The organism is Streptomyces sp. Ru73, from assembly GCF_002920575.1.
Taxonomy (GTDB): domain Bacteria; phylum Actinomycetota; class Actinomycetes; order Streptomycetales; family Streptomycetaceae; genus Streptomyces.
The window spans coordinates 1-23,167 of record NZ_PQSQ01000114.1; the positions used below are offsets into that span (position 1 = coordinate 1).

Annotated in this window: 21 protein-coding genes; 13 read left to right on the forward strand and 8 right to left on the reverse strand. The window is 73.5% G+C overall.

The features are described from left to right. Positions 1-408: FGGY family carbohydrate kinase (locus C3486_RS31895; RefSeq protein ID WP_258053117.1), on the reverse strand; the 408-nt coding region annotated here is incomplete at its 3' end. Positions 409-524: 116 nt separating this feature from the next. Here C3486_RS31895 and xylA point away from each other — a divergent pair. After that, positions 525-1,688: a xylose isomerase gene (xylA, locus tag C3486_RS31900; RefSeq protein ID WP_103836349.1), complete on the forward strand. Its 1,164-nt coding sequence runs from the start codon at positions 525-527 to the stop codon at positions 1,686-1,688. A 28-nt stretch (positions 1,689-1,716) separates the two neighbouring features. Here the strand turns inward: xylA and C3486_RS31905 are convergent, their stop codons facing one another. After that, positions 1,717-2,958, reverse strand: coding sequence for an ROK family transcriptional regulator (locus C3486_RS31905; protein ID WP_103836350.1), 1,242 nt, complete (start codon positions 2,956-2,958; stop codon positions 1,717-1,719). Positions 2,959-3,038: 80 nt separating this feature from the next. On the opposite strand from C3486_RS31905, the gene C3486_RS31910 reads away from it, so the two are divergent. The 3 genes from C3486_RS31910 to C3486_RS31920 all read left to right on the forward strand — a co-directional run bounded on the left by C3486_RS31910 (position 3,039) and on the right by C3486_RS31920 (position 5,791). Beyond that, entirely contained in the window at positions 3,039-3,542 is a 504-nt protein-coding gene (locus tag C3486_RS31910) for a metallophosphoesterase (RefSeq protein WP_103836351.1), read from the forward strand. Between the two features lie 84 nt (positions 3,543-3,626). Continuing rightward, positions 3,627-3,821 carry a DUF2795 domain-containing protein gene (locus C3486_RS31915; RefSeq protein WP_103836366.1) on the forward strand — a complete coding sequence of 65 codons (195 nt, stop codon included), beginning with the start codon at positions 3,627-3,629 and terminating at the stop codon, positions 3,819-3,821. Between the two features lie 200 nt (positions 3,822-4,021). Continuing rightward, positions 4,022-5,791 (forward strand): coagulation factor 5/8 type domain-containing protein, encoded by a 1,770-nt coding sequence (locus C3486_RS31920; RefSeq protein ID WP_103836352.1) that lies wholly within the window; start codon positions 4,022-4,024, stop codon positions 5,789-5,791. A gap of 33 nt (positions 5,792-5,824) precedes the next feature. Here C3486_RS31920 and C3486_RS31925 read toward each other — a convergent pair whose 3' ends face one another. Together C3486_RS31925 and C3486_RS31930 are read right to left on the reverse strand one after the other, a co-directional pair. Beyond that, entirely contained in the window at positions 5,825-6,052 is a 228-nt protein-coding gene (locus C3486_RS31925) for a DUF6480 family protein (protein WP_103836353.1), read from the reverse strand. A 201-nt stretch (positions 6,053-6,253) separates the two neighbouring features. Next, a complete protein-coding gene (locus C3486_RS31930) occupies positions 6,254-7,288 on the reverse strand; it encodes a DNA topoisomerase IB (protein WP_103836354.1) in 1,035 nt (344 codons plus the stop codon). Positions 7,289-7,455: 167 nt separating this feature from the next. Here C3486_RS31930 and C3486_RS31935 point away from each other — a divergent pair, with 167 nt between their 5' ends. Continuing rightward, positions 7,456-9,075: a tannase/feruloyl esterase family alpha/beta hydrolase gene (locus tag C3486_RS31935; protein WP_103836367.1), complete on the forward strand. Its 1,620-nt coding sequence runs from the start codon at positions 7,456-7,458 to the stop codon at positions 9,073-9,075. A 34-nt stretch (positions 9,076-9,109) separates the two neighbouring features. Here the strand turns inward: C3486_RS31935 and C3486_RS31940 are convergent, their stop codons facing one another. Continuing rightward, positions 9,110-10,588 (reverse strand): FGGY-family carbohydrate kinase, encoded by a 1,479-nt coding sequence (locus tag C3486_RS31940; RefSeq protein WP_103836355.1) that lies wholly within the window; start codon positions 10,586-10,588, stop codon positions 9,110-9,112. Positions 10,589-10,641: 53 nt separating this feature from the next. Further along, positions 10,642-12,213 (reverse strand): MFS transporter, encoded by a 1,572-nt coding sequence (locus C3486_RS31945; RefSeq protein WP_258053118.1) that lies wholly within the window; start codon positions 12,211-12,213, stop codon positions 10,642-10,644. A 406-nt stretch (positions 12,214-12,619) separates the two neighbouring features. Here C3486_RS31945 and C3486_RS31950 point away from each other — a divergent pair, with 406 nt between their 5' ends. Further along, the gene (locus C3486_RS31950; protein ID WP_374936948.1) at positions 12,620-13,375 is read left to right on the forward strand and encodes a GntR family transcriptional regulator; all 756 of its coding nucleotides are present in this window, start codon (positions 12,620-12,622) and stop codon (positions 13,373-13,375) included. A gap of 108 nt (positions 13,376-13,483) precedes the next feature. Then, positions 13,484-14,656: an adenosine deaminase gene (locus tag C3486_RS31955; protein ID WP_103836357.1), complete on the forward strand. Its 1,173-nt coding sequence runs from the start codon at positions 13,484-13,486 to the stop codon at positions 14,654-14,656. A gap of 79 nt (positions 14,657-14,735) precedes the next feature. Here C3486_RS31955 and C3486_RS31960 read toward each other — a convergent pair whose 3' ends face one another. Further along, positions 14,736-15,629: a D-alanyl-D-alanine carboxypeptidase family protein gene (locus C3486_RS31960; protein WP_103836358.1), complete on the reverse strand. Its 894-nt coding sequence runs from the start codon at positions 15,627-15,629 to the stop codon at positions 14,736-14,738. A gap of 261 nt (positions 15,630-15,890) precedes the next feature. Between C3486_RS31960 and C3486_RS31965 the strand changes: the two genes are divergently transcribed. Continuing rightward, the gene (locus C3486_RS31965) at positions 15,891-16,106 is read left to right on the forward strand and encodes a hypothetical protein (RefSeq protein ID WP_258053119.1); all 216 of its coding nucleotides are present in this window, start codon (positions 15,891-15,893) and stop codon (positions 16,104-16,106) included. 65 nt (positions 16,107-16,171) lie between these two features. Here C3486_RS31965 and C3486_RS31970 read toward each other — a convergent pair whose 3' ends face one another. Then, positions 16,172-17,092 carry a LysR family transcriptional regulator gene (locus C3486_RS31970; protein WP_103836360.1) on the reverse strand — a complete coding sequence of 307 codons (921 nt, stop codon included), beginning with the start codon at positions 17,090-17,092 and terminating at the stop codon, positions 16,172-16,174. Between the two features lie 170 nt (positions 17,093-17,262). On the opposite strand from C3486_RS31970, the gene C3486_RS31975 reads away from it, so the two are divergent. From C3486_RS31975 to C3486_RS31995, 5 genes are all read left to right on the forward strand, one after another. Further along, a complete protein-coding gene (locus C3486_RS31975; protein WP_219822272.1) occupies positions 17,263-18,558 on the forward strand; it encodes an MFS transporter in 1,296 nt (431 codons plus the stop codon). Between the two features lie 167 nt (positions 18,559-18,725). Next, on the forward strand, positions 18,726-20,156 hold the full coding sequence (locus tag C3486_RS31980; protein ID WP_258053120.1) for an MFS transporter: 1,431 nt from the start codon (positions 18,726-18,728) through the stop codon (positions 20,154-20,156). A 363-nt stretch (positions 20,157-20,519) separates the two neighbouring features. Beyond that, positions 20,520-21,131 (forward strand): CGNR zinc finger domain-containing protein, encoded by a 612-nt coding sequence (locus C3486_RS31985; RefSeq protein WP_103836363.1) that lies wholly within the window; start codon positions 20,520-20,522, stop codon positions 21,129-21,131. A gap of 404 nt (positions 21,132-21,535) precedes the next feature. Beyond that, positions 21,536-21,955 (forward strand): MarR family winged helix-turn-helix transcriptional regulator, encoded by a 420-nt coding sequence (locus tag C3486_RS31990; protein WP_181138761.1) that lies wholly within the window; start codon positions 21,536-21,538, stop codon positions 21,953-21,955. Continuing rightward, the gene (locus C3486_RS31995; protein WP_103836365.1) at positions 21,952-23,094 is read left to right on the forward strand and encodes an MFS transporter; all 1,143 of its coding nucleotides are present in this window, start codon (positions 21,952-21,954) and stop codon (positions 23,092-23,094) included. The genes C3486_RS31990 and C3486_RS31995 overlap by 4 nt, the downstream gene beginning before the upstream one ends. The last annotated feature ends 73 nt before the right edge of the window (positions 23,095-23,167 follow it).

A 23,167-nucleotide genomic window follows, 5' to 3' on the forward strand; every position in this document is an offset into this window, starting at 1 on the left:
GGCGACCGGCTCCGAGCCGGTGCGGGCGAGCCAGGCGGCGGGGCCGCCGAGCGCGTCGGTGAGGGCCGCGGCCTGCGGCGCCGAGCGGGTGTCGTTCCACAGCAGCGCGGGGCGCAGCGGGCGCCCGGCCGCGTCCAGGACGACCAGGCCGTGCTGCTGGCCCGCGACGGCGATGCCGGCGACGGCCGCGGGGTCGGCGGCCGCGTCCTTCAGCCCGGCGGCGACGGCCTCGCCGAGCGCGGCCCACCACGCCTGCGGGTCGCTCTCCCGGGCGCCGTCGCTGCCGGTGACGGTGTGCGGGGCCCGCCCCTGACCCCGTATGCGGCCGGTGTCGATGTCGACGACGACGGCCTTGGTGGCCTGGGTCGAGCTGTCCACGCCGATGACCAGGCGCTGCTGTCCGCGCACGTTTCCTCCTTGACGGATTTTCCGGTCGGGCCGCCGTGGGGGCTTCCCCGCGACTGCGCCGCATACTAATTTGTTTTCTGCCTTTACTAATAGGTGCGACGCAAGAGAGGTGCCCCATGAGCTACACCCCCACCCCCGAGGACCGGTTCACCTTCGGCCTGTGGACCGTCGGCTGGACCGGCACCGACCCCTTCGGCGTGGCCACCCGTGCCCCGCTGGACCCGGTCGAGTCGGTCGAGCGGCTGGCCGAGCTGGGCGCGTACGGCGTCACCTTCCACGACGACGACCTGATCCCCTTCGGCACCGACGGCGCCGAGCGCGACGCGATCGTCAAGCGGTTCCGCGCGGCCCTGGAGGCCACCGGCATGAAGGTGCCGATGGCCACCACCAACCTCTTCACCCAGCCGGTCTTCAAGGACGGCGGCTTCACCGCCAACGACCGCGACGTCCGCCGCTACGCGCTCCGCAAGACCATGCGCAACATCGACCTCGCCGCCGAGCTGGGCGCCGAGACGTACGTGGCGTGGGGCGGCCGGGAGGGCGCCGAGTCCGGCGGCGCCAAGGACGTGCGCTGCGCCCTGGACCGCATGAAGGAAGCCTTCGACCTGCTCGCCGAGTACGTCACCGAGCAGGGCTACGGGCTGCGCTTCGCCATCGAGCCGAAGCCCAACGAGCCGCGCGGCGACATCCTGCTGCCCACCGTCGGCCACGCGCTGGCCTTCATCGAGCGGCTGGAGAAGCCCGAGCTGTTCGGCGTGAACCCCGAGGTCGGCCACGAGCAGATGGCCGGGCTGAACTTCCCGCACGGCATCGCGCAGGCCCTGTGGGCCGGCAAGCTCTTCCACCTCGACCTCAACGGCCAGAACGGCATCAAGTACGACCAGGACCTGCGCTTCGGCGCCGGCGACCTGCGGCAGGCGTTCTGGCTGGTGGACCTCCTGGAGACCGCCGGGTACAGCGGTCCCCGGCACTTCGACTTCAAGCCGGTGCGCACCGACGGCTACGACGGCGTGTGGGAGTCCGCGAAGAACTGCATGCGCAACTACCTCATCCTGCGCGAGCGGGCCGCCGCCTTCCGCGCCGACCCCGAGGTCCAGCAGGCGCTGCGCGACTCCCGGCTGGACGAGCTCGCGCAGCCCACGGCCGCGGACGGTCTGGCCGCGCTGCGTGCCGACCGGTCCGCGTACGAGGACTTCGACGTGGCGGCGGCCGCCGGCCGCTCGATGGCCTTCGAGCGGCTCGACCAGCTCGCGATGGAGCACCTGCTCGCGGTCCGCTGACGGCCTCGCGCGGAGGGGCGGCCGGGACTCAGCCCGGCTGCTCCTCCGTGTACGCCACCGGGTCGGCCAGCACCTCCCGTACGACCTGCGCGGCGGCGCCCCGCGCGGCGTCGCCCGAGGAGGACGAGGCGCGCAGCCGCCCGCCGTCCGCGCTCCACAGGCCCGACACCACCCGCCGGGCCAGCTCCGCGTGGGTGGCGGGCGCCAGCCACGGCATCAGCAGCCGGTAGCTGCCGCCGAGCACCACGGCGTCCGGGTCGAAGAGGTTCACCGCGCCGGAGAGCACCAGCCCCAGCTGCCGCCCGGCCTGCTCGATCGCCGCCAGCGCGCGCGGCTCGCCCTGCCGGGCCCGGCGCTCCAGCTCGCTCACGGCCGGCGTCCCGGCCGTACCCGGCTCCAGCCCGGCGTTGCGCAGCAGGGCCGCCTGGCCCGCGTACTGCTCCAGGCAGCCACGCGCGCCGCAGCGGCACTCCGGCCCGTCCGGGTCCACCACCACGTGCCCGATCTCGCCCGCGAAGCCGTGCGCGCCGCGCAGCAGTTCGCCGTCCAGCACGAGCGCACCGCCGACGCCGGTCTCCCCGGTCAGGTACAGGAAGCTGCGCACCCGGTCCAGGCCGCCGAACCACAGCTCGGCCAGGGCCGCGCTGTTCGCCTCGTTGTCCGAACCGACCGGCAGCGGACGCCCGCCGGGCCGCAGCCGGGACAGCGCACGGGCGAAGACCTCCTCGGCCGCCACCCCGTTCCAGCCGAGGTTGGGGGCCTGGCGCACCGTGCCGCCGGAGATCAGGCCGGGCACCGCGAGCCGTACTCCCGCGGGGCGCAGCTCCTGCTCCGCCGCCGACTCCAGGGTGCGCGCGGCGATCCGGGCCGCCCGGTCCAGTACCTCCTCGGGCGCCGCGCCCCGGTTGTCCAGGTGGGTGGTCAGCCGGACCCGGTCGGTGCCCGCGAGGTCCACCACGCACACCGAGACGTAGTCGATGTTGATCTCGACGCCGAGTCCGGCCGGACCGGTGCCCGCGACCTTCAGCACGGTGCCCGGGCGGCCCGCCTGGCCGCTGAACGTCTTGCCCGACTCGACCAGGAAGCCGCCCGCCAGCAACTGCTCCACCAGCGAGGACACCGCGGCGCGGGTCAGTCCCACGCGCGCCGCCACCGCCGCGCGGGTGACCTCGCCCTCGTCGTGCACCACCCGCAGCACCAGACTGAGGTTGTGCCGCCGTACGGTGGACCTGTCCGCCTTCGCCGCCGGCGGCACCTGAGTGTTCTTCATCGCCCGGTGAGCCTATGCGACCGTGCCGCCGCGGGTACCCCGTGTACCGTGACGAGCCCGTACGCCAGGGAGGCCGCCCGGTGCGTCTGCTGCTGACCGCCGACACCCATCTGCCCAAGCGCGCCAAGGTCCTGCCGGACCAGCTCCTCGCGGAGACCGAGCGCGCCGACGCCGTGCTGCACGCCGGTGACTGGGTGGACGCCGCGACGCTGGACCTGCTGGAGGCGCGGGCCCGCCGGGTCATCGGGGTGTACGGCAACAACGACGGGCCCGAGCTGCGCGCCCGGCTGCCGGAGGTGGCGCGCGCCGAGCTGGGCGGGCTGCGCTTCGGCGTGGTGCACGAGACGGGCGCGGCGCAGGGCCGCGAGCGCCGCTGCGCCGAGCGCTTCCCCGACCTGGACGTGCTGGTCTTCGGACACAGCCACATCCCCTGGGACACCGTGGCGCCGGGCGGCCTGCGGCTGCTGAACCCCGGCTCGCCCACGGACCGGCGCCGCCAGCCGTACTGCACGTACCTCACGCTGACGGCGGCGGACGGCGAGCTGCGCGACGTGGCACTGCACCGGCTGCCGCCGCGCCGCTGAACGGCGGACCGCGTCCTTGCTCCATCGGGGCGGTAGGCGCCGGGGCGCGCTGTGGACGCCGGGCCGCCGGGGTACCCCGAGCACATGGACAAGAACGTGAACCCCATCGAAATGCAGAAGTGCCTGGGCGGCGTCAGCTACCCGGCCTCCAAGGAAGAGATCGTCAAGCAGGCGGAACAGCACGGCGCCAGCAAGGACATCATGGGCGCGCTGAAGAAGCTGCCGGAGTCGGAGTACGACTCGCCCGCCGCGGTGAACAGGGAGGTGGGCAAGGAGTAACCCCCGGCGCGGAACACACGAGGGAGCCGGTCGCGCACAGCGGCCGGCTCCCTCGTGTGCGCCGGCGTCAACAGCGGGCAATCGAGGCGGGTTTGGTCCGGACCTCTTGACGGTGAATGCTCAAGCAATGAACATGCGTCGGGCAAGAGAGCGCTCCCAGGAAACCCCACTCTTCATTTCCTGAACTCAGGAGAGACGCCATGCCCGCACGCCGCTCCGTCCTGGCCGCCATGGCCGCCGCACTCCCCGCCGCCGGCCTCCCGGCCCTCGCCGGCCCCGCCTCCGCGTCGCCCTCGGCCCCCGCCGCACCCACCGCGGGCGCGCTGCCCGGCGGCGGCGACCTCGGCCCCAACGTCCTCGTCTTCGACCCCGGCACGCCCGACATCCAGGGCAAGCTGGACGAGATCTTCCGGCAGCAGGAGAGAGCCCAGTTCGGCACCGGCCGGTACGCGCTGCTCTTCAAGCCCGGTACCTACCACGGCCTCAACGCCCAGCTCGGCTTCTACACCTCCATCGCCGGGCTCGGCCTCTCCCCCGACGACACCGTCATCAACGGCGACGTGACCGTCGACGCCGGCTGGTTCGACGGCAACGCCACGCAGAACTTCTGGCGCTCCGCGGAGAACCTCGCGCTCATCCCGGTCAGCGGCACCAACCGCTGGGCGGTCGCGCAGGCCGCGCCGTTCCGCCGGATGCACGTACGCGGCGGGCTCAACCTCGCGCCCGACGGCTACGGCTGGGCCAGCGGCGGCTACATCGCCGACAGCCGCATCGACGGCACCGTCGGCCCGTACTCGCAGCAGCAGTGGTACACCCGTGACAGCGCGGTCGGCGGCTGGACCAACGCCGTCTGGAACATGGTCTTCTCCGGCGTCGAGGGCGCCCCGGCCCAGAGCTTCCCGAACCCGCCGTACACCACCCTGGACACCACCCCGGTCTCCCGCGAGAAGCCGTTCCTGTACCTGGACGGCGACGCGTACCGGGTCTTCCTGCCCGAGAAGCGCACCGGTGCGCGCGGCACCACCTGGGGCAGCGGCACCCCGCGCGGCACGTCCCTGCCGCTGAGCCAGTTCTACGTGGCCAGGCCCGGCGTCACCGCCGCCACCCTCAACGCCGCCCTCGACCAGGGCCTGCACCTGCTGCTCACGCCCGGCATCTACCACCTCGACCGGGCCGTCGAGGTCAAGCGCGCCCACACGGTCGTCCTGGGCCTCGGCTACGCGACACTCATCCCGGACAACGGCGTGACCGCCCTGAAGGTCGCCGACGTGGACGGCGTACGGCTGGCCGGCTTCCTCATCGACGCGGGCCCGGTCAACTCCCCCACCCTGCTGGAGGTCGGCCCCGAGGGCGCCTCGGCGAACCACTCCGCCGACCCGACCACCGTCCAGGACGTGTTCCTCAGGATCGGCGGCGCGGGCCCCGGCAAGGCCACGGTCAGCATGGTCGTCAACAGCAACCACACGATCATCGACCACACCTGGGTCTGGCGCGCCGACCACGGCGACGGCGTGGGCTGGGAGACCAACCGCGCCGACTACGGCGTCCGGGTCAATGGCAACGACGTCCTCGCCACCGGCCTCTTCGTCGAGCACTTCAACAAGTACGACGTGGAGTGGCGCGGCGAACGCGGCCGGACGATCTTCTTCCAGAACGAGAAGGCGTACGACGCGCCGAACCAGGCGGCCGTTCAGGACGGCGGCACGAAGGGCTACGCGGCGTACAAGGTCGCCGACGCGGTCACCACGCACGAGGGCTGGGGCCTGGGCAGCTACTGCTACTACAACGTCGACCCGACGATCCGCCAGGACCACGCCTTCGCCGCGCCCCGCAGGTCCGGCGTGAACTTCCACGACCTGCTCGTGGTCTCGCTCAGCGGCCACGGCCAGTTCGAGCACGTCATCAACGACACCGGGGCCGCCACCTCGGGCACGGACACGGTGCCGTCGACGGTGGTCTCCTACCCCTGAGCCGGCCGGGGGCGTCCCCGCGCCCGCGGGGGCTCACAGCATGATCGCGTAACCGATGAAGAAGACCGCGATGAGCACGACCACGATGCCGATGGCGATCAGCGGTCCCTTGCCCCACCCCTTGGGCGGGTTGTAGGTCTCCTGCGGCCCGGCCCAGGGCGTACTGCCCTCGGCGGGCGGCGTCTCGCCCGGCGGCACACCGCCGCCGGGCTCCAGCCCCGGGGTTCGCCGCGGGTCCGGGTCCGGGTTCTGCTCGGTCATCGCCTCTCCTGTCCACGGCGCGGGGCAAGCAACATCTACCACGGCGGCGCCGCGGCGGCCGGGCACCGCGCGCCCTCTGCGCGCCGACCCTCCGGGCGGCGGAACCGCGTACCGCCGTCCGGGCGGGCGGCCATGGCCCCCGGGTAACCCGGCACGCGCTTCCGCATGCCCCTGTCCCCCGTGTCTCCGGGCCGGTGCGGCTCAGCCGCCGGCCGGCGGGCGGCCCGTGCGGAGCATCCGGAGGACCGCCTGTTCGACGGCGCCCTGGGTCGCCGGGACGCCGCGGGCACCGCCCTCCCCGAGGCGGTCCAGGGCCGGGGCCACCGTGATGCCCTCCTCGTACAGCTCGACGACCCGGGGGTTGATGTACGAAGCGCGGCACACGGCGGGCGTGTTGCCCAGGTGGTCGGCCACCTCGCGGACGGCGCGCGCGATGGCGCGGCGGCGGGCGGTCTCGCCGCGCGCCGCGCCCTGCGACACGGCCAGCGCGACGGCGGCCATGACCGTGGCGTGCCAGGTGCGGAAGTCCTTGGCGGTGATCTCCAGCCCGGCAGCGTCCTTCAGATAGCCGTTGACGTCGGCGCTGGTGACGTCGTGCCAGTCGGGGCGCTGCCAGTACGCGAGCAGCCGGTCGCCGCCGCCGCGCCGGGCCAGCAGCGCGGTGACGCAGCGGCACGTCGCGGGGTCGGCGACGGCCCGCACCTGCTCCTTGCCGTGCTTGCCGGGGAAGCCGAAGACGATCTCGCCGCCGCGGCAGCGGGCGTGCTCGCGGAGCAGGGTGGTCAGTCCGTAGGTGTGGTGGAGGTCGGCGTAGCGCTCGCTGCCGACGCGGAAGAAGCCGAGGTCGAGCAGGCGCACGGCGGCGGCCAGCACCCGGTCGCGGGTGAGTCCGCGGCCGCTCAGGCCGGCCTCGGCGGTCTCGCGCACCCGGGGCAGGGCGGCCGCCACGTCGAGGACGTGCTCGTGCTTGCTCGCCTCCTGCTCGGCGCGGAACTGCGGGTGGTACAGGTACTGGCGGCGGCCGGCCGCGTCCGTGCCGACGGCCTGCAGATGGCCGTTGGGGCGGGCGCAGATCCATACGTCGCGCCAGGCCGGCGGGATGACCAGGGCTTTGATGCGCTCCAGCGCCGCCGGGTCGCGCAGCGGCCGCCCGTTCGCGTCGAGGTAGCGGAAGCCGCGGCCGTGGCGGCGGCGGGTGTATCCCCGGTCGGTGGGACGGGTGTGGCACAGGCGCACGGAACCTCCTCTTCCCGGTCCGGTCACTGCCCGGCCCGGACCCTGCACGGAACCGCCGTTGAGCACAGGATCCGGCATCCGGCCGTGGTGCCCGTTCACATTGCCGCGTGCCGCGCCCGCGCGCAGGATCCGGTGCGGTGGTCGTCGACGGGTTCCCGGAGGTACGCATGAGACACGCACTTCCTCGCGTGGCGGCGGGGCTGTTCCTGCTGCTCGGCACCGTGGCGGCGCCTCCGGCGCAGGGTGCGGCGCCGGCCGGCTGCGCCGGGCTGCGGGGCACGGCCGTGCCGGCCCCCGCGATCGGACTGCCCACCCGGGGCGGCGAGGTGACCGGTGCGGTGGACGTGCCCGGCACCGCGGCCCTCGGCGCGTACTGCCGGGTCGAGCTGGCGGTGCGCCCGGTGGACCCGGCGGCGCCGGACATCACCGTACGGATCGGGCTGCCGGCGGAGTGGAACCGCAAGGCGGTGATGTTCGGCGGCGGGGGCTACGACGGGGCGGTGCCGGACGTCGCGGGCAACGTGCCGTTCGGCCCGGCGGGCGGCGGCACGCCGCTGGCGCGCGGATACGCGACCTTCGCGAGCGACTCGGGGCACCGCTCGGCCGCCGCCGACCCCTCGCTGGACGGCTCGTTCGCGCGCAACGACGAGGCGCTGCGCAACTTCGCGGGCGACGCGCTGAAGAAGACCCGGGACGCGGCGCTGTACGTGATCGGGAAGCGGTACGGCGGGCCGCCGGCGCGGGCCTACTTCGCCGGCGGATCGACGGGCGGCCGCGAGGCCCTGGCCGTCGCGCAGCGCTGGCCGCGCGACTTCGACGGCGTGATCTCCGCTTACCCCGCCTGGAACGCCGCGAGCCTGGACCTGTTCTTCGGGTACGAGGCCCAGGTGCTCGCGCGCCCCGGCGCGTTCCTGAACCGGGCCGAGCAACGGCTGCTGTACGACCGGGTGGTGGCGGCCTGCGACGGAGACGACGGGCTGCGGGACGGGGTGATCTCCGACGAGGCGGGCTGCCGGTTCGATCCCCGCGTGCTGCGCTGCCGGGGCCGCGCCGACCGCGGTGACGACTGCCTCTCCGACCGGCAGATCCGGGCCGTGCGCGCGCTGTCCTCGCGGTTCACCTGGCCGTACCGGCTCGCGAGCGGCGAGACCGGCTATCCGGGCTTCCCCTTCCTCTCCGGTGCGGACATGACGACGCCGCGGCTGGGCATGGGGAGCACGGCGCCGGCCGACCCGATGCCGGAGACCAGCGGGTACGGCGTGCGGTTCTGGGACCAGTGGGTGAAGCACTTCGTCACCCGCGACCCGGAGCACGCGGCGCTGTCACTCGACCCGCGCCGCCCCGGCCCGTGGCGGGAGCGGATCAGCGCGCTGTCGGCCTTGCAGGACGTCAACGACCCGGACCTGCGGCCGTTCGCCGCGGCCGGCGGGCGGCTGCTGCTCCTGCACGGCACCGCGGACGAACTGGTCAGCCACCGGTCGACCGTGGCGTACGCGGAGCGGATGCGGAAGGTCGTGGGGCACCGGGCGGTGGACCGGTTCGCGCGCTTCTACCTGGTGCCCGGCGCCAACCACGCCAACGTCGAGGCCGCGTTCGCCGCGGGCTGGGACTCGCTCGGCGCCCTCGACACGTGGGTGGAGCGGGGCACCGCGCCCGCGCACCCGGTGGTCACCGACAACTCCCCCGCCGGGCACGGCCGTACGCGTCCCCTGTGCGCGTACCCGGCCTGGCCCCGGTACACCGGCGGCGATCCGGACCGGGCCGGCAGCTTCCGGTGCGTCCGCTGATCCGGGCGGCGGCCGGGGGCCGCCGGGGCTGTGGTCAGCGGCTCTGGCGGGCGGCGAGCGCGTGCACGACGTCCGCCGTGGCCGGGTAGAGGTCGCGGTAGAGCCCGTACAGCTCCGCGTACCGCTCGGCCGCCGCGGGGTCCGGAACGACGGTCTCCCGTACCGGGTTCCAGTCGTCGGCCGAGACGTCGCCGAGGAGCCGGGCGGCGAGCAGCGCGCCGCCGTAGCTCGCGCCGATGGAGGTGGTGCGCACCTCCTGCGCCCGGCCCGTGACGTCGGAGACGATCTGCGTCCAGAGCCGGCCCTGGGTGCCGCCGCCCACCGCGACCACCCGCCCGATGTCGCCGCCGACCGCCTCGATGGCCTCGATGTTGTGCCGCACGCCGTACGCGGTGGCCTCCAGCGCCGCGCGGTAGAGGTCGCCGCGGGTGTGGGAGAGGGTGAGGCCCGCGATGACGCCGCGCGCTTCGGGGTCCATGACGGGGGTGCGTTCGCCCGCGAAGTACGGAAGCATCAGCAGGCCGTTGGCGCCGGTGCCGGACGCCTCGGCCTCCTTGAGCAGCGCGGTGTAGTCGGGTGCGCCGGTCAGCTCGCGCAGCCAGGCGGTGACGGCGCCGGAGGTGGCCATGCCGCCGGCGAGGTTGCGGGTGCCGGGCAGCGCGCCGACGGTGCTCCACAGGGCGGGCGCCCGGAGCAGGCCGGGCACGGTGTGCACGAGGAACATCGTCGTGCCGTACATCAGCATCAGGTCGCCGACGGAGTGCGCGCCGACGCTCAGCGCCTCGGCCCAGGCGTCGACCGTGCCGGTGATGACGGGGATGCCGGCCGGCAGTCCGGTGAGCCGGGCGGCCTCGGCGGTGACCGTGCCGGCGGCCTCGCCGGACCAGCGCAGCGGCGGCAGGTCGAGGCCGGGCGCGATCAGGCCGGCCCACGGGGCGTACCAGTCGCGCGCGACGGTGTCGTAGAGCGGGGTGGTCTGGCTCGCGGAGTGGTGGTCCAGGACGTACGCGCCGGTGAGCTTGCGGACCAGCCAGGAGCTGGGCATGTAGAGGCGGCGGGCGCGCGCGTACACCTCCGGCTCCTCGTCGGCGACCCAGGCGATCTTCGCGCCGGCCGCCTGGCTGCTGAGCCCCGAGCCGCAGCGGGCCGTGATCTCCTCGGCGCCCAGCCGCTGTTCGAGCCGGGCGATCTGCGCGGTGGCGCGGGTGTCGACGCCGTAGAGGATCGCGGGCCGCAGCGGCTCGTCGTCGGCGTCGGTGAGCAGGACGCAGGGGCCCATGCCGCTGACGCCGACGGCGCCGACCGGCGGCCCGCCGTCCGCGGTCAGTTCGCGGGCGAGCGAGACGAACTCCTCCCACCAGACGCGGGCGTCCATCTCGACGTGCCCCGGTGCCGGCCGGTCCACGGTGTGCTCGCGGACGGCCGAGCGGAGCAGTGCGCCGTCGGGCCCGACCAGGACGCCCTTGCTGCTGGAGGTGCCGATGTCGACACCGATCACTGCGTGAGGAACCATGCGCACACGTTCCCAGAAGCGGGGCCCGGCACCGGCTCCGGGGGCCGGGGCCGTCAGAGATGCGCGGCGGGTGTCCGCCGGGCCTCGTGGGTGCTTTCGTCCGCCGGTACCGACCTGATGACGAGGGCGGTGGCCATGGCGAGCACCAGCAGCACGAGGGCCGCCTCGAACGCGCCGGTGTAGGCGGCGGCCCCGGTCGCCCCGCCGGTGCCGGCCGCGGTGATCAGGCCGGAGGCGAGGGCGGTGCCGAGGGAGGCGCCGACGCCGAAGCAGGCGCCGGTCAGCCCGGTGAGCGCGCCCTGCTGGTCCTTGGGTGCGGAGACGACGGCGAGCCCGTTGAGCGCGGTGATGCTGATGCCGTTGTACGTGAGGCCCAGGACGGCGAGGGCGGCGAAGAGCACCCAGGGCTCGTCACGGAACAGCACGGCGACCGCGAAGGCCAGCAGCGAGCCGGCCGAGCCGACGAGGGCGACGCGGCGCCAGCCGACGCGCGGCCCGAAGTAGCCCGCGAGCGGGGCGCCGACCACGCCGATCGCCGCGGCGGGCGTGGCGTACAGCAGCGCGGCGCGGGTCGCGCTCAGCCCGTAACCGGCGTGCGGGTCCTGGGTGAAGAGCGGGACCGTCAGGGCGAGCGCGCCGAACGCACCGGCCAGCGTGAGGGTCACGGTCAGCAGCAGCGGCCAGGCCCGGCGCGAGGCGAGCAGCCGGATGTCGATGACGGGGGTGGTGCGCGGACCGGGGCTGCCCGGCCGGCCCTCGCCGCCGGCCTGCGCGCCGTCGGTCCACTCCCCGTCTGCCCGCTCCGCGTCGGTCCGTGCGCCGTCGCCGTCGGCAGCGGTACGGGCGGTACCCGAGCGGGCGCGCTGGACGAGGACGAAGGCCGTCAGCGCGGCCAGGCCGCCGAGTACGCAGCCGAGCGTGGCCACCGAGGTCCAGCCCCAGCCGGCGCCCTGGGCCAGGCCGATGAGCACGCCGGACAGGCCGAGGGCGAGGAGCGTGGCGCCCAGCCAGTCCATGGCGCCCTCGGCCTTCGGCGCCACGGCCGGCACGCAGCGGGCCACGGCCGCCGTGCCGACGACCGACAGCAGCAGACCGCCGACGAAGATGGCGCGGAAGCCGACGGTGTCGGCGAGCCGGCCGCCGAGGATGGCGTCCACTCCGGCGAACCCGCCGTTGACGGCGCTGATGATGCCGGCGGCGCGCCCGAAGGCGGCGGGCGGCAGCAGGTCGTTGAGGGTGAGGAAGGCCAGCGAGAACATCGCGGCCGACACGCCCTGGAGGACGCGCCCGGCGAGGTAGACGGAGATGCCGGGCGCCAGGGCGCAGGCGAGGTTGCCGAGGATGAGCAGCGCGCCGCACAGCAGCATCACCGGCTTGCGGCCGCGGTAGTCGCTGAGCCGCGCCATGGTGACCTGCCCGACGGCGGCCATCAGGAAGAACAGCGTCTGCGACAGGCCGACCAGACTGCTGCTGGTGTCCAGCCGCCGGGCGATGTCGGGCAGCGCGGGGCTGAGCATCGTGGCGTTGATCTGGTACCCGAGGACGGCCAGCACCAGCGCGGGCAGCAGGAAGCGCGGGATGGCGGGCGGCGCGGCGGGGGTGCGCTCAGTACTCCTGAGGGGCATGACGGCTCCTGGTGCTGAGGGGGAGGCGGCGGGCGGACACGGCGGCAGCGGCGCGGCCGGGTCACGGCTCGCCGCACGGGGCGCGGGTCACGCACGGGGGCGCCGGTGACACGCTCGGCGTCACAAGGCGTCGGCGACACTCGTTCGGGATCACTTGTCAGACAGGAACGCGTCGTGCGGTCTGGTCTATCGCGCCGCTCACGGGGTGTCAAGATCTCCCCGGAAGATCGCCGCCGGCCGGTACGGCTTCCGCGACCCCCGCCCTTCGCCCTGCGTACGGCCGTCTCCGCCGGTGCGAAGCACCCGCTTCCCGCGGTGCGAAACTGGGGGCCGCGCGCTGCCGTGAGCGCGCGGCAGCCACCCCTTCGCGGGGAAGACGTCGGACCGCGGCCCCAGGGAGATGAACATGGCCGGCAGACAGCCCGCACCGCAGCGACGACGGCCGGTCGTCGTGCTGTACGAGCGGATGATCGAGGCCATCAGGGACGGCACCTACCCGCCGGGCTCCACGCTGCCCACCGAGCCACGGCTCGCCGCCGAGCTGGGCGTCAGCCGCCCCGCGCTGCGCGAGGCGCTGATCCTGCTCCAGGAGGACGGCGCGATCACCGTGCGGCGCGGGGTGGGCCGTACGGTCAGCCCGCACCTCCCGCCGCGCGGCTTCGAGTACCTCAAGCCGGTGGAACAACTGCTCAGCGAGGGCCGGCAGGTGCTGACCTCGGCACTGGCCCGCACCTACGAGGAGCCGACCGACTTCTCCACCCAGCACCTGCTGCTGCCGGGCGCCGGCCGGGTGCGCTTCTGGGAGAGCCTGATCGAGGTCGGCGGGCTGCCGGCCTGTCTGACGCAGGAGTGGGCGGCCCCCGACGAGACGCTGGCCGAGCTGCTGCCGGACGCGGCGGCCGCCTTCGACGGGCCCGCCGCCGAGAAGTCGTCCATGCTGCGGCTGCTGCTGGAGGCCGGGCGCGAGCTGCCGCTCGCGGGCAGCAGCGCCATCGTGGCGACCACGCTCGGCCGGCAGCGCGGCGAACAGCTCGGCCGCCCCGCCGACTCGCCCGCCGTCCTGGTCACCCAGGTCGTCCGGCTGGAGCGCACCCCGCTGCTCGCGGCCAAGCACATGCTCCCGCCGGGCGCGCCGGCGCTGCCCGTGTGGCAGGCGCGCTGACGACGGGCCCGCCGTACGCGGGACGAGGCGCGCCGGTACCGGGTGCGCGGCGGCCGCCGGTGAGACGCGGTCGCCCGCACCCGGCGACCCGTGTCATACTCCGGCCCCATGACGTTGTCTGACAAGTTCACTCCCGAGGCTCCCGTCCCCACCGCTCCCGCCCTGCCCGAGGACCTGGTCCGCCAGGCGCCCAAGGTGCTGCTCCACGACCACCTCGACGGCGGGCTGCGTCCGCTGACCGTCGTGGAACTGGCCGCGGAGGCCGGGTACGACGCGCTGCCCACCACCGACCCGGCCGCGCTGGGCGAGTGGTTCCGCGACGCCGCCGACTCCGGCTCGCTGGAGCGCTATTTGGAGACGTTCGCGCACACCTGCGCCGTGATGCAGACCGCGCCCGCGCTCTTCCGCATCGCCGCCGAGTGCGCCGAGGACCTGGCCGCCGACGGCGTGGTCTACGCCGAGGTGCGCTTCGCGCCCGAGCAGCACCTCGCCGCTGGACTCACCCTGGACGAGGTCGTCGACGCGGTGAACGCCGGCTTCCGCGAGGGCGAGCGCCGGGCCGCGGCCGCCGGGCGCAGCATCCGCGTCGGCACGCTGCTGTGCGCGATGCGGCACGCCGACCGCGCGCTGGAGATCGCCCGGCTCGCCGTCGCCCACCGCGACCGCGGCGTGGCCGGCTTCGACATCGCGGGCGGCGAGATCGGCAACCCGGCGAGCCGGCACGCCGAAGCCTTCGACCACCTCCGCAGCGAGGGCGCCCGGGTGACCGTGCACGCCGGGGAAGCCGTCGGCATGGAGTCGATCCGGGAGGCGGTGCTGCGCTGCGGCGCCCACCGCATCGGCCACGGCGTGCGCATCACCGACGACATCGAGGTCGCCGAGGACGGTTCGGTACGCCTGGGCCGCCTCGCCTCGTACGTACGCGACATGCGGATCGCCCTGGAGGTGTGCCCGACCTCCAACCTCCAGACCGGCGCCGCGACCAGCTACCACGGCCACCCGATCGACCTGCTGCGCCGGCTCGGCTTCCGGGTCTGCCTCAACACCGACAACCGCCTGGTCAGCGGCACCACGATGACGCAGGAGTTCCAGCACCTGGCCACCGCTTTCGGCTACGGCCCCGCGGAGCTGGAGGAGTTCACCGTCAACGCGGCCAAGGCGGCCTTCCTGCCCTTCGACGCGCGCACCGCCCTCATCAACGAGGTGATCCGGCCCGGTTACGCGCGGCTGCGCGGCCGCTCGCTGGGCCACGTCCCGGTGCCCGGCGCGGCCGCGGCCTGACCCGGTAGGACGACGGGGCCGGACCGGCGCGGGAGACTTCGCCTCCCGGCCGGCCCGGCCCCGCTCCGCTCCGATCCCGCTACTTCTTGAAGCCGTAGTCCATCAGCTTCTTGGCGTCCGCCGTGCGGTTCGCCACCGAGGAGGAGGCGAGGACGGTGCCGATGACCGTCTTGCCGCTGCGGGTGGCCGCGAAGACCAGGCAGTACTTGGCCTCGGGGCCCGACCCGGTCTTGACGCCGATGGTGCCCGAGTAACTGCCCAGCAGGTTGTTGGTGTTGGTCCACGACATGTAGCGGTAGCCGCCGCTCTTCGTCGTGACCTTCTGCTTGGTGGACTTCGTCTTCACGACCGTGCGGAACGTGGAGTACTTCATCGCGCTGCTGGCGAGCTTCGTCAGGTCGCGCGCGGTCGAGTAGTTCGCGCCGCGCCCGATGCCGTCGAACGAGTCGAAGTGGGTGTTCTTCAGCCCGAGGCTCTTGGCCGTGGTGTTCATCTTGCCGATGAACGACTTCACCCGCGCGGCCCGGGTGGACCCGGTGCCGAACTTGTCGGCGAGCGCGTAGGCGGCGTCGCAGCCGGAGGGGAGCATCAGCCCGTACAGCAGCTGGCGGACGGTGACCTTGTCGCCGACGATCAGCTTGGCCGAGGAGGCCCAGTTGTTGTCGACGATGTAGTCGCTGTACGCCTTCTGGATCGTGACCTTGGAATCCAGGTTGAGGTTGGGCTGCGCGAGCACCACCCGGGCGGTCATGATCTTGGTGGTGGACCCGGTGGACAGCCGGGTGTCAGCGGCCTTGGTGAAGAGGGTCTTCGCCGTGCCGTTGTTCATCACGTAACCGCCCTTGGCGGTGATCGTGGGCGCCTTGGGGGTGGCGGCCTGCGCCGGGGCGGCGAACGCCCCGGCGGTGAGGACCGCGCCCGCGGTCACGAGGACCGCGGACGCCCGGCGCGTGCCGTGGATGCCGTTTTTCAAATCGAGTACTCCATTACCCTGCCGTGCGGTCACATGAGAGTGCCGCTCACTCTTCAGACGCACGAACCGCACCCAAGGATGCACTGCGTTTCAGGGGTCACCCGTCGCACACCAGTCGGTCAACGTGCGTACCGCCACGACCGGCACGGAAGCCGCGGCCGTGGCTGATTGCGAACGGCCCGTGGGACAGGGCAGGCTTACGCCATGTCCTACGTGCGGCTTGAAGCCTGGATCGGGGGTGCATGGCTCGAGGTGAACTGCGTGAGCGTCACCGTCATGGACTCTGCGCTCACCCTGTCCTTCGAACGCCAGCGAACCGAGAGCGGCTACCAGAGCCTCATCTGGGAACCCCTGGAGCGGTTCCTCAAGGAGTACCGCGACGAGCCGCTCGTCGTCGTCCCGCGCGGTCAGGACCTCCCCGCCATGTACGGCCCCGGCGCCGCCGGCCCGTTCCGCCTCGCGAAGATCACCGACTGACCCACGGGCCCAACTGGCTTGTAAACAGGCCCACTTGAGGGCCGGAACTGCCGTGCCCGGCTCCGCTACGGGTGCCCGGCCGGCAGCAGTTCCGCCGCCGTGGTGCGGAGGAAGCCGAGGGCCTGGGCGACGACCGGGTGCTGCGCCGCGCCCTTCCGGGTGGCCACGAGGATCCGGCGGGCGGGCGCCGGCTCGCCCGACAGCCGGATCCGGGTCACCGGCCACTCCGTGTCGATGCGGGCCAGGCGCGGCACCAGGATCACGCCGAGCCCCTGGGCCACCATCGCCTGCCCGGTCTCCCACTCGTCGGCCTGGTGCGCCATGTCCGGCGTGAAGCCCGCCGCCATGCACGCCGTGATCACCAGCTGGTGGTACGTGCTGCCCGGGGTGCCGAGGATCCACGGTTCGCGCGCCGCGTCCGCGAGGGAGACCCGACGCCGTGCCGTCAGCGGGTGGTCGGCCTGCACGACCAGGTCCAACGGGTCGTCCAGGAGCGGCTGCTGGTCGAACCGGGCATCGTTCAGGGGCGGTGAGTCGGGCGTCACCACGACGAGCCCGAGGTCCGCCTCGCCCGCCAGGAGCAGCTCGAAGCAGCGGACCGGCTCGGCCTCGATCAGACGGATGCCGAGCCGGGGATTGTGGTCGCGCAGCGCCGCCGCCGCGGGCGGCAGCAGGTGCGTCGCGGCCGTCGAGAAACCACAGAGCGTGAACGAGCCCGACGGTTCCTCCGCATTCGCGGCCAGCTCGCTGCGCGCCTGCTCCCACTGGGCCTGCAGGACGGCGGTGTGCCGCAGCAGGATGCGGGCCGCAGCGGTGAGCTGGATGCCCCGGCCCGACGGCTCGATCAGCTGCACGCCGAGCTGCTCGGCCAGCTGACGCAGCTGGTAGGAGACGGCGGACGGGGTGTACCGCATGGCCTCGGCGGCCGCCGTCACGCCTCCGTAGCGGTCGACCATCTGCAGCACCTTGAGCTTGGGATCGATCATGCAAATATTTTGCACGGTCACCTGCAACTGCGTGCGATTGTGTCGACCGGTCGGAAAATGTCACGCTGCGCGACGTGAAGTACAGAAGTTCTCTCGACCGACGTCACGGGGGTGCCGTCGCAGGGCAGTGCCCGTCGCGTGACCGCCGGGCGGCGGCGACGGGACTCTTCGTGCTGCTCGTACTCACCGCGGGTGCCTACCTGCCCAGCGCGCTCTACCCCGGGTATCAGCACGCCTTCCGCGCCGACGACCTGACCATGACCCTGGTCCACGGGGTCTTCGCGCTGGTCGGCGCGGGCGCACTGGTGCTGCTCGGCCCCGTACCCGACACCTTCGGGGCGCGCCCCGTCCTGCGCGCCGGCATCGCGCTGGCCGCGCTGGGCTCGGCCTGCTTCGCGCTCGCCACGGGGGTCGGGTGGCTGATCGCCGGGCACGCCGCGCAGGGGCTGGCCCTGGGCGCGACCACTGGCGCCGCCGCCGCGCTGGTGAGCGAGGAGACCGCGGGTCCCGGCGGCCGGCGCGGTGCCGTGCTCGCCGGGACCGCGTTCGTGGCGGGTACCGCGGCCGGCGCCGCTGCGGGCGGCTTCCTCGCCCAGTACGCGCCGGCGCCCTACGTGCTGCCGTTCATGCTGCACCTGGTGCTGCTGGCGGTCGCCTGGTACTGGGCCGGCGCCCTGCCGTCTCGCGCCGACCCGACCGCCCCGGCCGCCGTGGACGGACCGGGCACCGCGGACGGACCGGGCACCGTGCACGGACCGGGCACGGCCGCCGCCTCCGCGCGCCTCCCGCGACCGGTGCTCCCACGGCGGGTGCTCCCGCGGCCGGTGCTCCCGCGCATCCCCCGCGGGATGCGGGCGCTGTTCGCCACCGCCTCCGCCGTCGGGTTCCTCGCCTGGACGACGGCCGGCCTGTTCCTCACCGTCATCCCGGCGCTGCTCGCGCGGTCCGGCCGGTACCACCCGGCGGTCACCGGCTGCGTCCTGGCCGCCGTACTGGTCTGCTCCGCGCTCACCCAGCCCCTGGTGGGGCGGCTCGGCGCCCGCGGTGCGCAGCTCGTCGGGCTCGCCGGACTGCTGACGGGCCTGTCGGTGCTGTCACTCACCGCCGGCCGGTCCCTCGCCCTCACCCTGGCCGCGGCCGCGGTGGCGGGTGCCGGGCACGGCCTCGCGCACGCCGGGGCCGCCGCCGCGGTCGACGCCCGCGCCCCCGGCGCGGACCGCTCCGCCGTCACCAGCGCCTTCTACGTCTCGTGCTATCTGGGCTCCGGGCTCCCGGCCGTCGCCGTCGGGCTGCTGGCCGTCCCGCTCCCGCTGGCCGCCGCGGTGTCCTTGGTGACCTCGGCCGCGGCCGTCCTCACTCTCCTGACCAGTGCGGCGGTCGCAGAAGTCGACCGCACCGCCCGTGACCCGAAGAGAACGATCACCTACATTGCTGTGAAGCCTTTCCGCGACGACGTCTCCGCCTGACCGTCGTCACGCGACGGAGAGGGCTGTCGGAGACCGCGTCCGATGACATGCCGGCCCACGGGCCGTGCGACGTACGCAGTGCCGGCCCGTGCTCTTGCACGCCAGCGCCGGCACGGAAGTGCGCTCCCGGCGGTCTCCGCCGGGAGCGATGTTCGAGGGAGTTGTTTGTGCCGGCTGCGAATGCCGAGACCGAAGACGCGAACCGGGGGCCGGGCAAGGCCGAGGGGGTCACGGTCACCGATCCCGGGGTGACGAGACGGGCGATCGGCGCGGCGGCCATCGGCAACATCACCGAGTGGTTCGACTTCGGCGTCTTCGCCAATCTGACGCCGGTCCTCACCGCGGTGTTCTTCACCGGCGCGAGCGAGACCGTCGGCACGATCGGCACCCTGGGCCTGTTCGCGGTCGCCTTCCTGGTGCGGCCGATCGGCGGCATGTTCTTCGGTCCGCTGGGCGACCGCATCGGCCGTACCAAGGTCCTCTCCCTCACCGTCATCCTGATGGCCATCGGCACGTTCGCCATCGCCTTCATCCCCGGCTACGAGACCTGGGGCCCGGCCGCGCCCCTGCTGATGCTGCTCGCCCGGCTCGTCCAGGGCTTCTCCACCGGCGGCGAGTACGGCGGCGCGATGACCTTCATCGCGGAGTACGCGCCCGACAAGAAGCGCGGGTTCCTCGGCAGCTGGCTGGAGTTCGGCACGCTGACCGGTTACCTGCTCGGCGGCGTCGCCGGCCTGGTCATCCAGCTGCCCGGCGTGATGTCCCACGACGACCTGCTCTCCTGGGGCTGGCGCATCCCGTTCCTGATATCCGGGCCGATCGGCATCATCGGCCTCTACCTGCGCCTGAAGCTGGAGGACACCCCCGCGTTCCAGGCCGTCGTCGCGGAATCCGAGGGCCGCGAGGGCAACCAGACCCTCAAGGAGATCCGCAAGATCTTCGTCACGTACTGGCGCCCGATGCTGATCTGCATGGGCCTGGTCCTGGTCTTCAACGTCACCAACTACATGCTCACCACGTACATGCTGGAGTACATCGGCAAGTTCGCGCCCTCGGTGAGCGCCACCTGGGCACAGCTCCTGGAGATCGCCGTCCTGGCGCTGGGCATGGTGCTCATCACCTTCGTCGGCCGCCTCTCGGACCGCATCGGCCGCAAGCCGGTGCTGTACTTCGGCTGCGCCATGCTCGTCGTACTCGGTGTGCCCTCGGTGCTGCTGATCCAGCAGAACACCCTGCTGACCGTCTTCCTCGGCCTCGGGCTGATGTCGCTGATGCTGCTCTGCTTCAACAGCACGGTGCCGTCCACGCTGCCGGCGCTCTTCCCCACCGAGGTCCGCTACGGCGGCCTGTCGATCGCCTTCAACCTCTCCGTCTCGCTCTTCGGCGGCACGACGGCGTTCTTCAATGCCCTGCTGGTACAGGCCACCGGTGACGTCAACGTGCCCGGCTACTACCTGATGGCGGCCGGCGCGATCGGCGCCGTCGCCTGCTGGTTCGCCGCGGAATCCGCCGGCCGCCCCCTCCCCGGCTCGGCCCCCGCAGTGGAAACCGAAGCAGAGGCCCGAGAGCTGACGAGCGCGGGAGCGGGCCGGGACTGAGGCCCCGGGGGGCTGCGGAAGCGGAGGCCGACGGGCACTGACACCCGGCAGCCGGGCGGGCACGCGACCCGACAGGCGTGAACCGACAGGCGCTGACCGGGCCGCGGCCACCAGCAGCCCTTCCCCTCCCCCCCTCTCCCATCTTCACCTCGTCCGGGGACCGGTCCAGAAGCCGTCCAGCGGGTGCGGGGTCGGCGGACCGCGAGGAGCCGGGCCCGCGGATCCGCCCCGGCGCCGTCGACAGGCCATGCGATCGTGGCGGTGGCGCCCGGTCGAGCCGTTGCCGGGCATACGCACGCCCATCCCGCAGCGATCTAAGGGGTACATTCGACGTTCTCCAATTACCGTAGCGTGGAGTGAGGCGTGAAGATTCCCTTTTCCGATTACGCGCTGGGGGCGGGTGTCGCGACCGACCTGGTCAACACCTCCGCACTCGTCCGCAGAAGCACCGGAGAGGTACTGGCGGGCCCGGCCGCGCTGGGCCGCTTCCTCGACGACCACGGCCTCCTCCCTGCGAACACCGCGACCAACGCGGCCACCACCCATCGGCCGACCGAGCAGGACCTGACCCAAGTACTCGCACTGCGCGAGGAGTTGCGCACCCTGCTGGAGTCGGACGACGAAGACACGGTCGCCGAAGGCGCGAACGCCCTGCTCGGCCGCGCGGGCACGGGCCCGTCACTCGCGCGGGACGAGGACGGCCGCTGGCAGTGGTACGTCACCACGCGGCCCGACGCCTCCCTCGCCGACCAACTCGCCGCCGTGATCGGCACGGGCCTGCTGGGCGTCCTGCGCACCCTGAGCCACCAGCGCATCCGGCACTGCGCCTCCCCCGTCTGCGACGGGATGTTCGTCGACACGAGCAAGGCGGGCCGCCGCCGCTACTGCATGCCCGACCTCTGCGGCAACCGCCTCAACGTAGCCAGACACCGAGCCCGCCGCCTGGCAGCAGACACCCCGCCCCCCAAAAGCTGAACCACCCGGCGCGTCGCCCCGAGGCCACAGACCCGACCGCCCCGCCGATCAGACGCGCAGGCACGCACCGTCACCGCCCATCGTGCCCGGCACGTCCGGTCGATCTCCTGCTCACCACAGGCGATCTCGCCGTGACCTTGACGAACAGGCGCGCAGCTCCCCAGCTCACAGAGGGTTCACCGCCGGGGCCCGCGGGGTGGATCGGGAAGCAGAGGTAGCAAACGCCGCCGCTGCTGCTGCCCGGAAACGCAGCGCACTGCCGCCCCGCGCCGGCCGACAGGTGGGCAGGCAGCCGACCCTCCACACCCCGTGTCCCACGAGGCGAGACAAGCCGTCGCGAAGGAGGAGTGAAGTCCCCTCGTGTACTAGTTTCTTGTGTACGAGCGATCGCGAAGGAGGTGCCCGTGGGGATCGATGAGTGCATCGTCTTCACCCTCGGCAAGGCCTACCAGCAGGTCCACGGGGAGTTGAAGCGCCGGCTCAAGGCGCTCGGTCTGACCGTCCCGCAGTATTCCGTCCTGGCCGGACTGTGGGAGCGGGACGGCCGCACCGCCGGTCAGTTGTGCGAGCGCCTCGTCATGGACAGCGCGACCATCACGGGCGTCCTCGACCGGCTGGAGCGGGCCGGCCTGGTCACCCGGGCGCCCGACGAGAAGGACCGGCGTCTGGTGCGGCTGCGGCTCACCGCGGCAGGCGTCGCGCTGCGCGATGAGGTCCAGCGCACGGTCGCCGACCTCAACGAAGAGATCCTGCGCTCCTTCCCGGCCGACGAGGCGGAACGCCTGTACGCAGGACTGCGCGTCATAGCGAAGGGAGAACGGTGAGGAAGCGGACCGCCCCGCGCGTCCACCCCGCCTGGGGCATGCTCGCCCTGGTCCTCCTCGGGCTGCTGGCCGCGCAGGGAACACGGATCGCCTTCGGCGCCTTCGTCCCCGCCTGGCGCGGGGAACTGCACGCCGACCTCGGCACCATCAGCCTGATCAGTCTGGTGAGTTACCTCGTCTACGGCTTCACCCAGCCACTGGTCGGCCAGCTGGCCGGGCGCTTCGGGCCCCGGACGGTACTGTCCGGCGGCGTCTTCCTCGCGGGCGCGGGCCTGTTGCTGTCGTCCGCCGCGTCCTCCGTACCGGGCCTGCTGGGTCTGTACGGCATCCTGGCCACGCTCGGGTTCAGCGCGGCCTCCGGCGTGACGGCCGGCCTGGTGGTCCGGCACTGGTTCACCGAGCGCCGCGGACTGGCCTTCGGGCTGGTCGAATCGGGCTTCGGGGCAGGCCAGTTCGTCTTCACCCCGCTGTCCCTGTTCCTGATCGAGGCGTACGGATGGCGCACCACGCTCGTCGTCGAGGGCGTCCTGCTGGTGGCGGTGGTGGGGCCGTTGGTCGCGCTGCTGCTGCGCTCGGCGCCCGGCAACGGCGGGCCCGGCCCGTACGGCGGCCCCGACCCGGCGGACTCGGCAGAGACGGCTCCGGGCAAGACGGGCGTCCGCGTCCGGGAGGTGCTGGCATCGCCGCTGATGTGGGGGCTGCTCGCACCGTTCTTCGTGTGCGGGGTCACGACCACGGGGCTGATGGACACGCACCTGGTCTCCCTCGCACACGACCACGGCGCTTCGACGGCCCTGACCAGCACGGCGGTCGGCCTGCTGGCCGCCGCCAACATCGCCGGCACCGTACTCTCCGGCCCGCTCAGCGACCGCTACAGCTGCGCGCGCATCCTCGCCCTCCTCTACGGGACGCGTGCCCTGGTACTGATCCTGCTGGCCCTCGCCCCGTACGGCGTGTGGCTCGTCGTCCTCAGCGTCGCCTTCGGCCTCGTCGACTTCGCCACCGTGGCGCCCACGCACCTGATCGCCACCCGGCACTTTCCGGTCGGGTCACTGGGGCTGATCTTCGGGCTGCTGTCGATGGCGCACCAGGTCGGCTCCTCTCTCGGCTCCTACTCCCCGGCGTCCTGCACGACCTGACGGGCAGTTACACGCCCACGCTGCTGGGCTGCTCCGCCGCGCTGCTCGTCGCGATGATCGGCTGCCTCGCCGT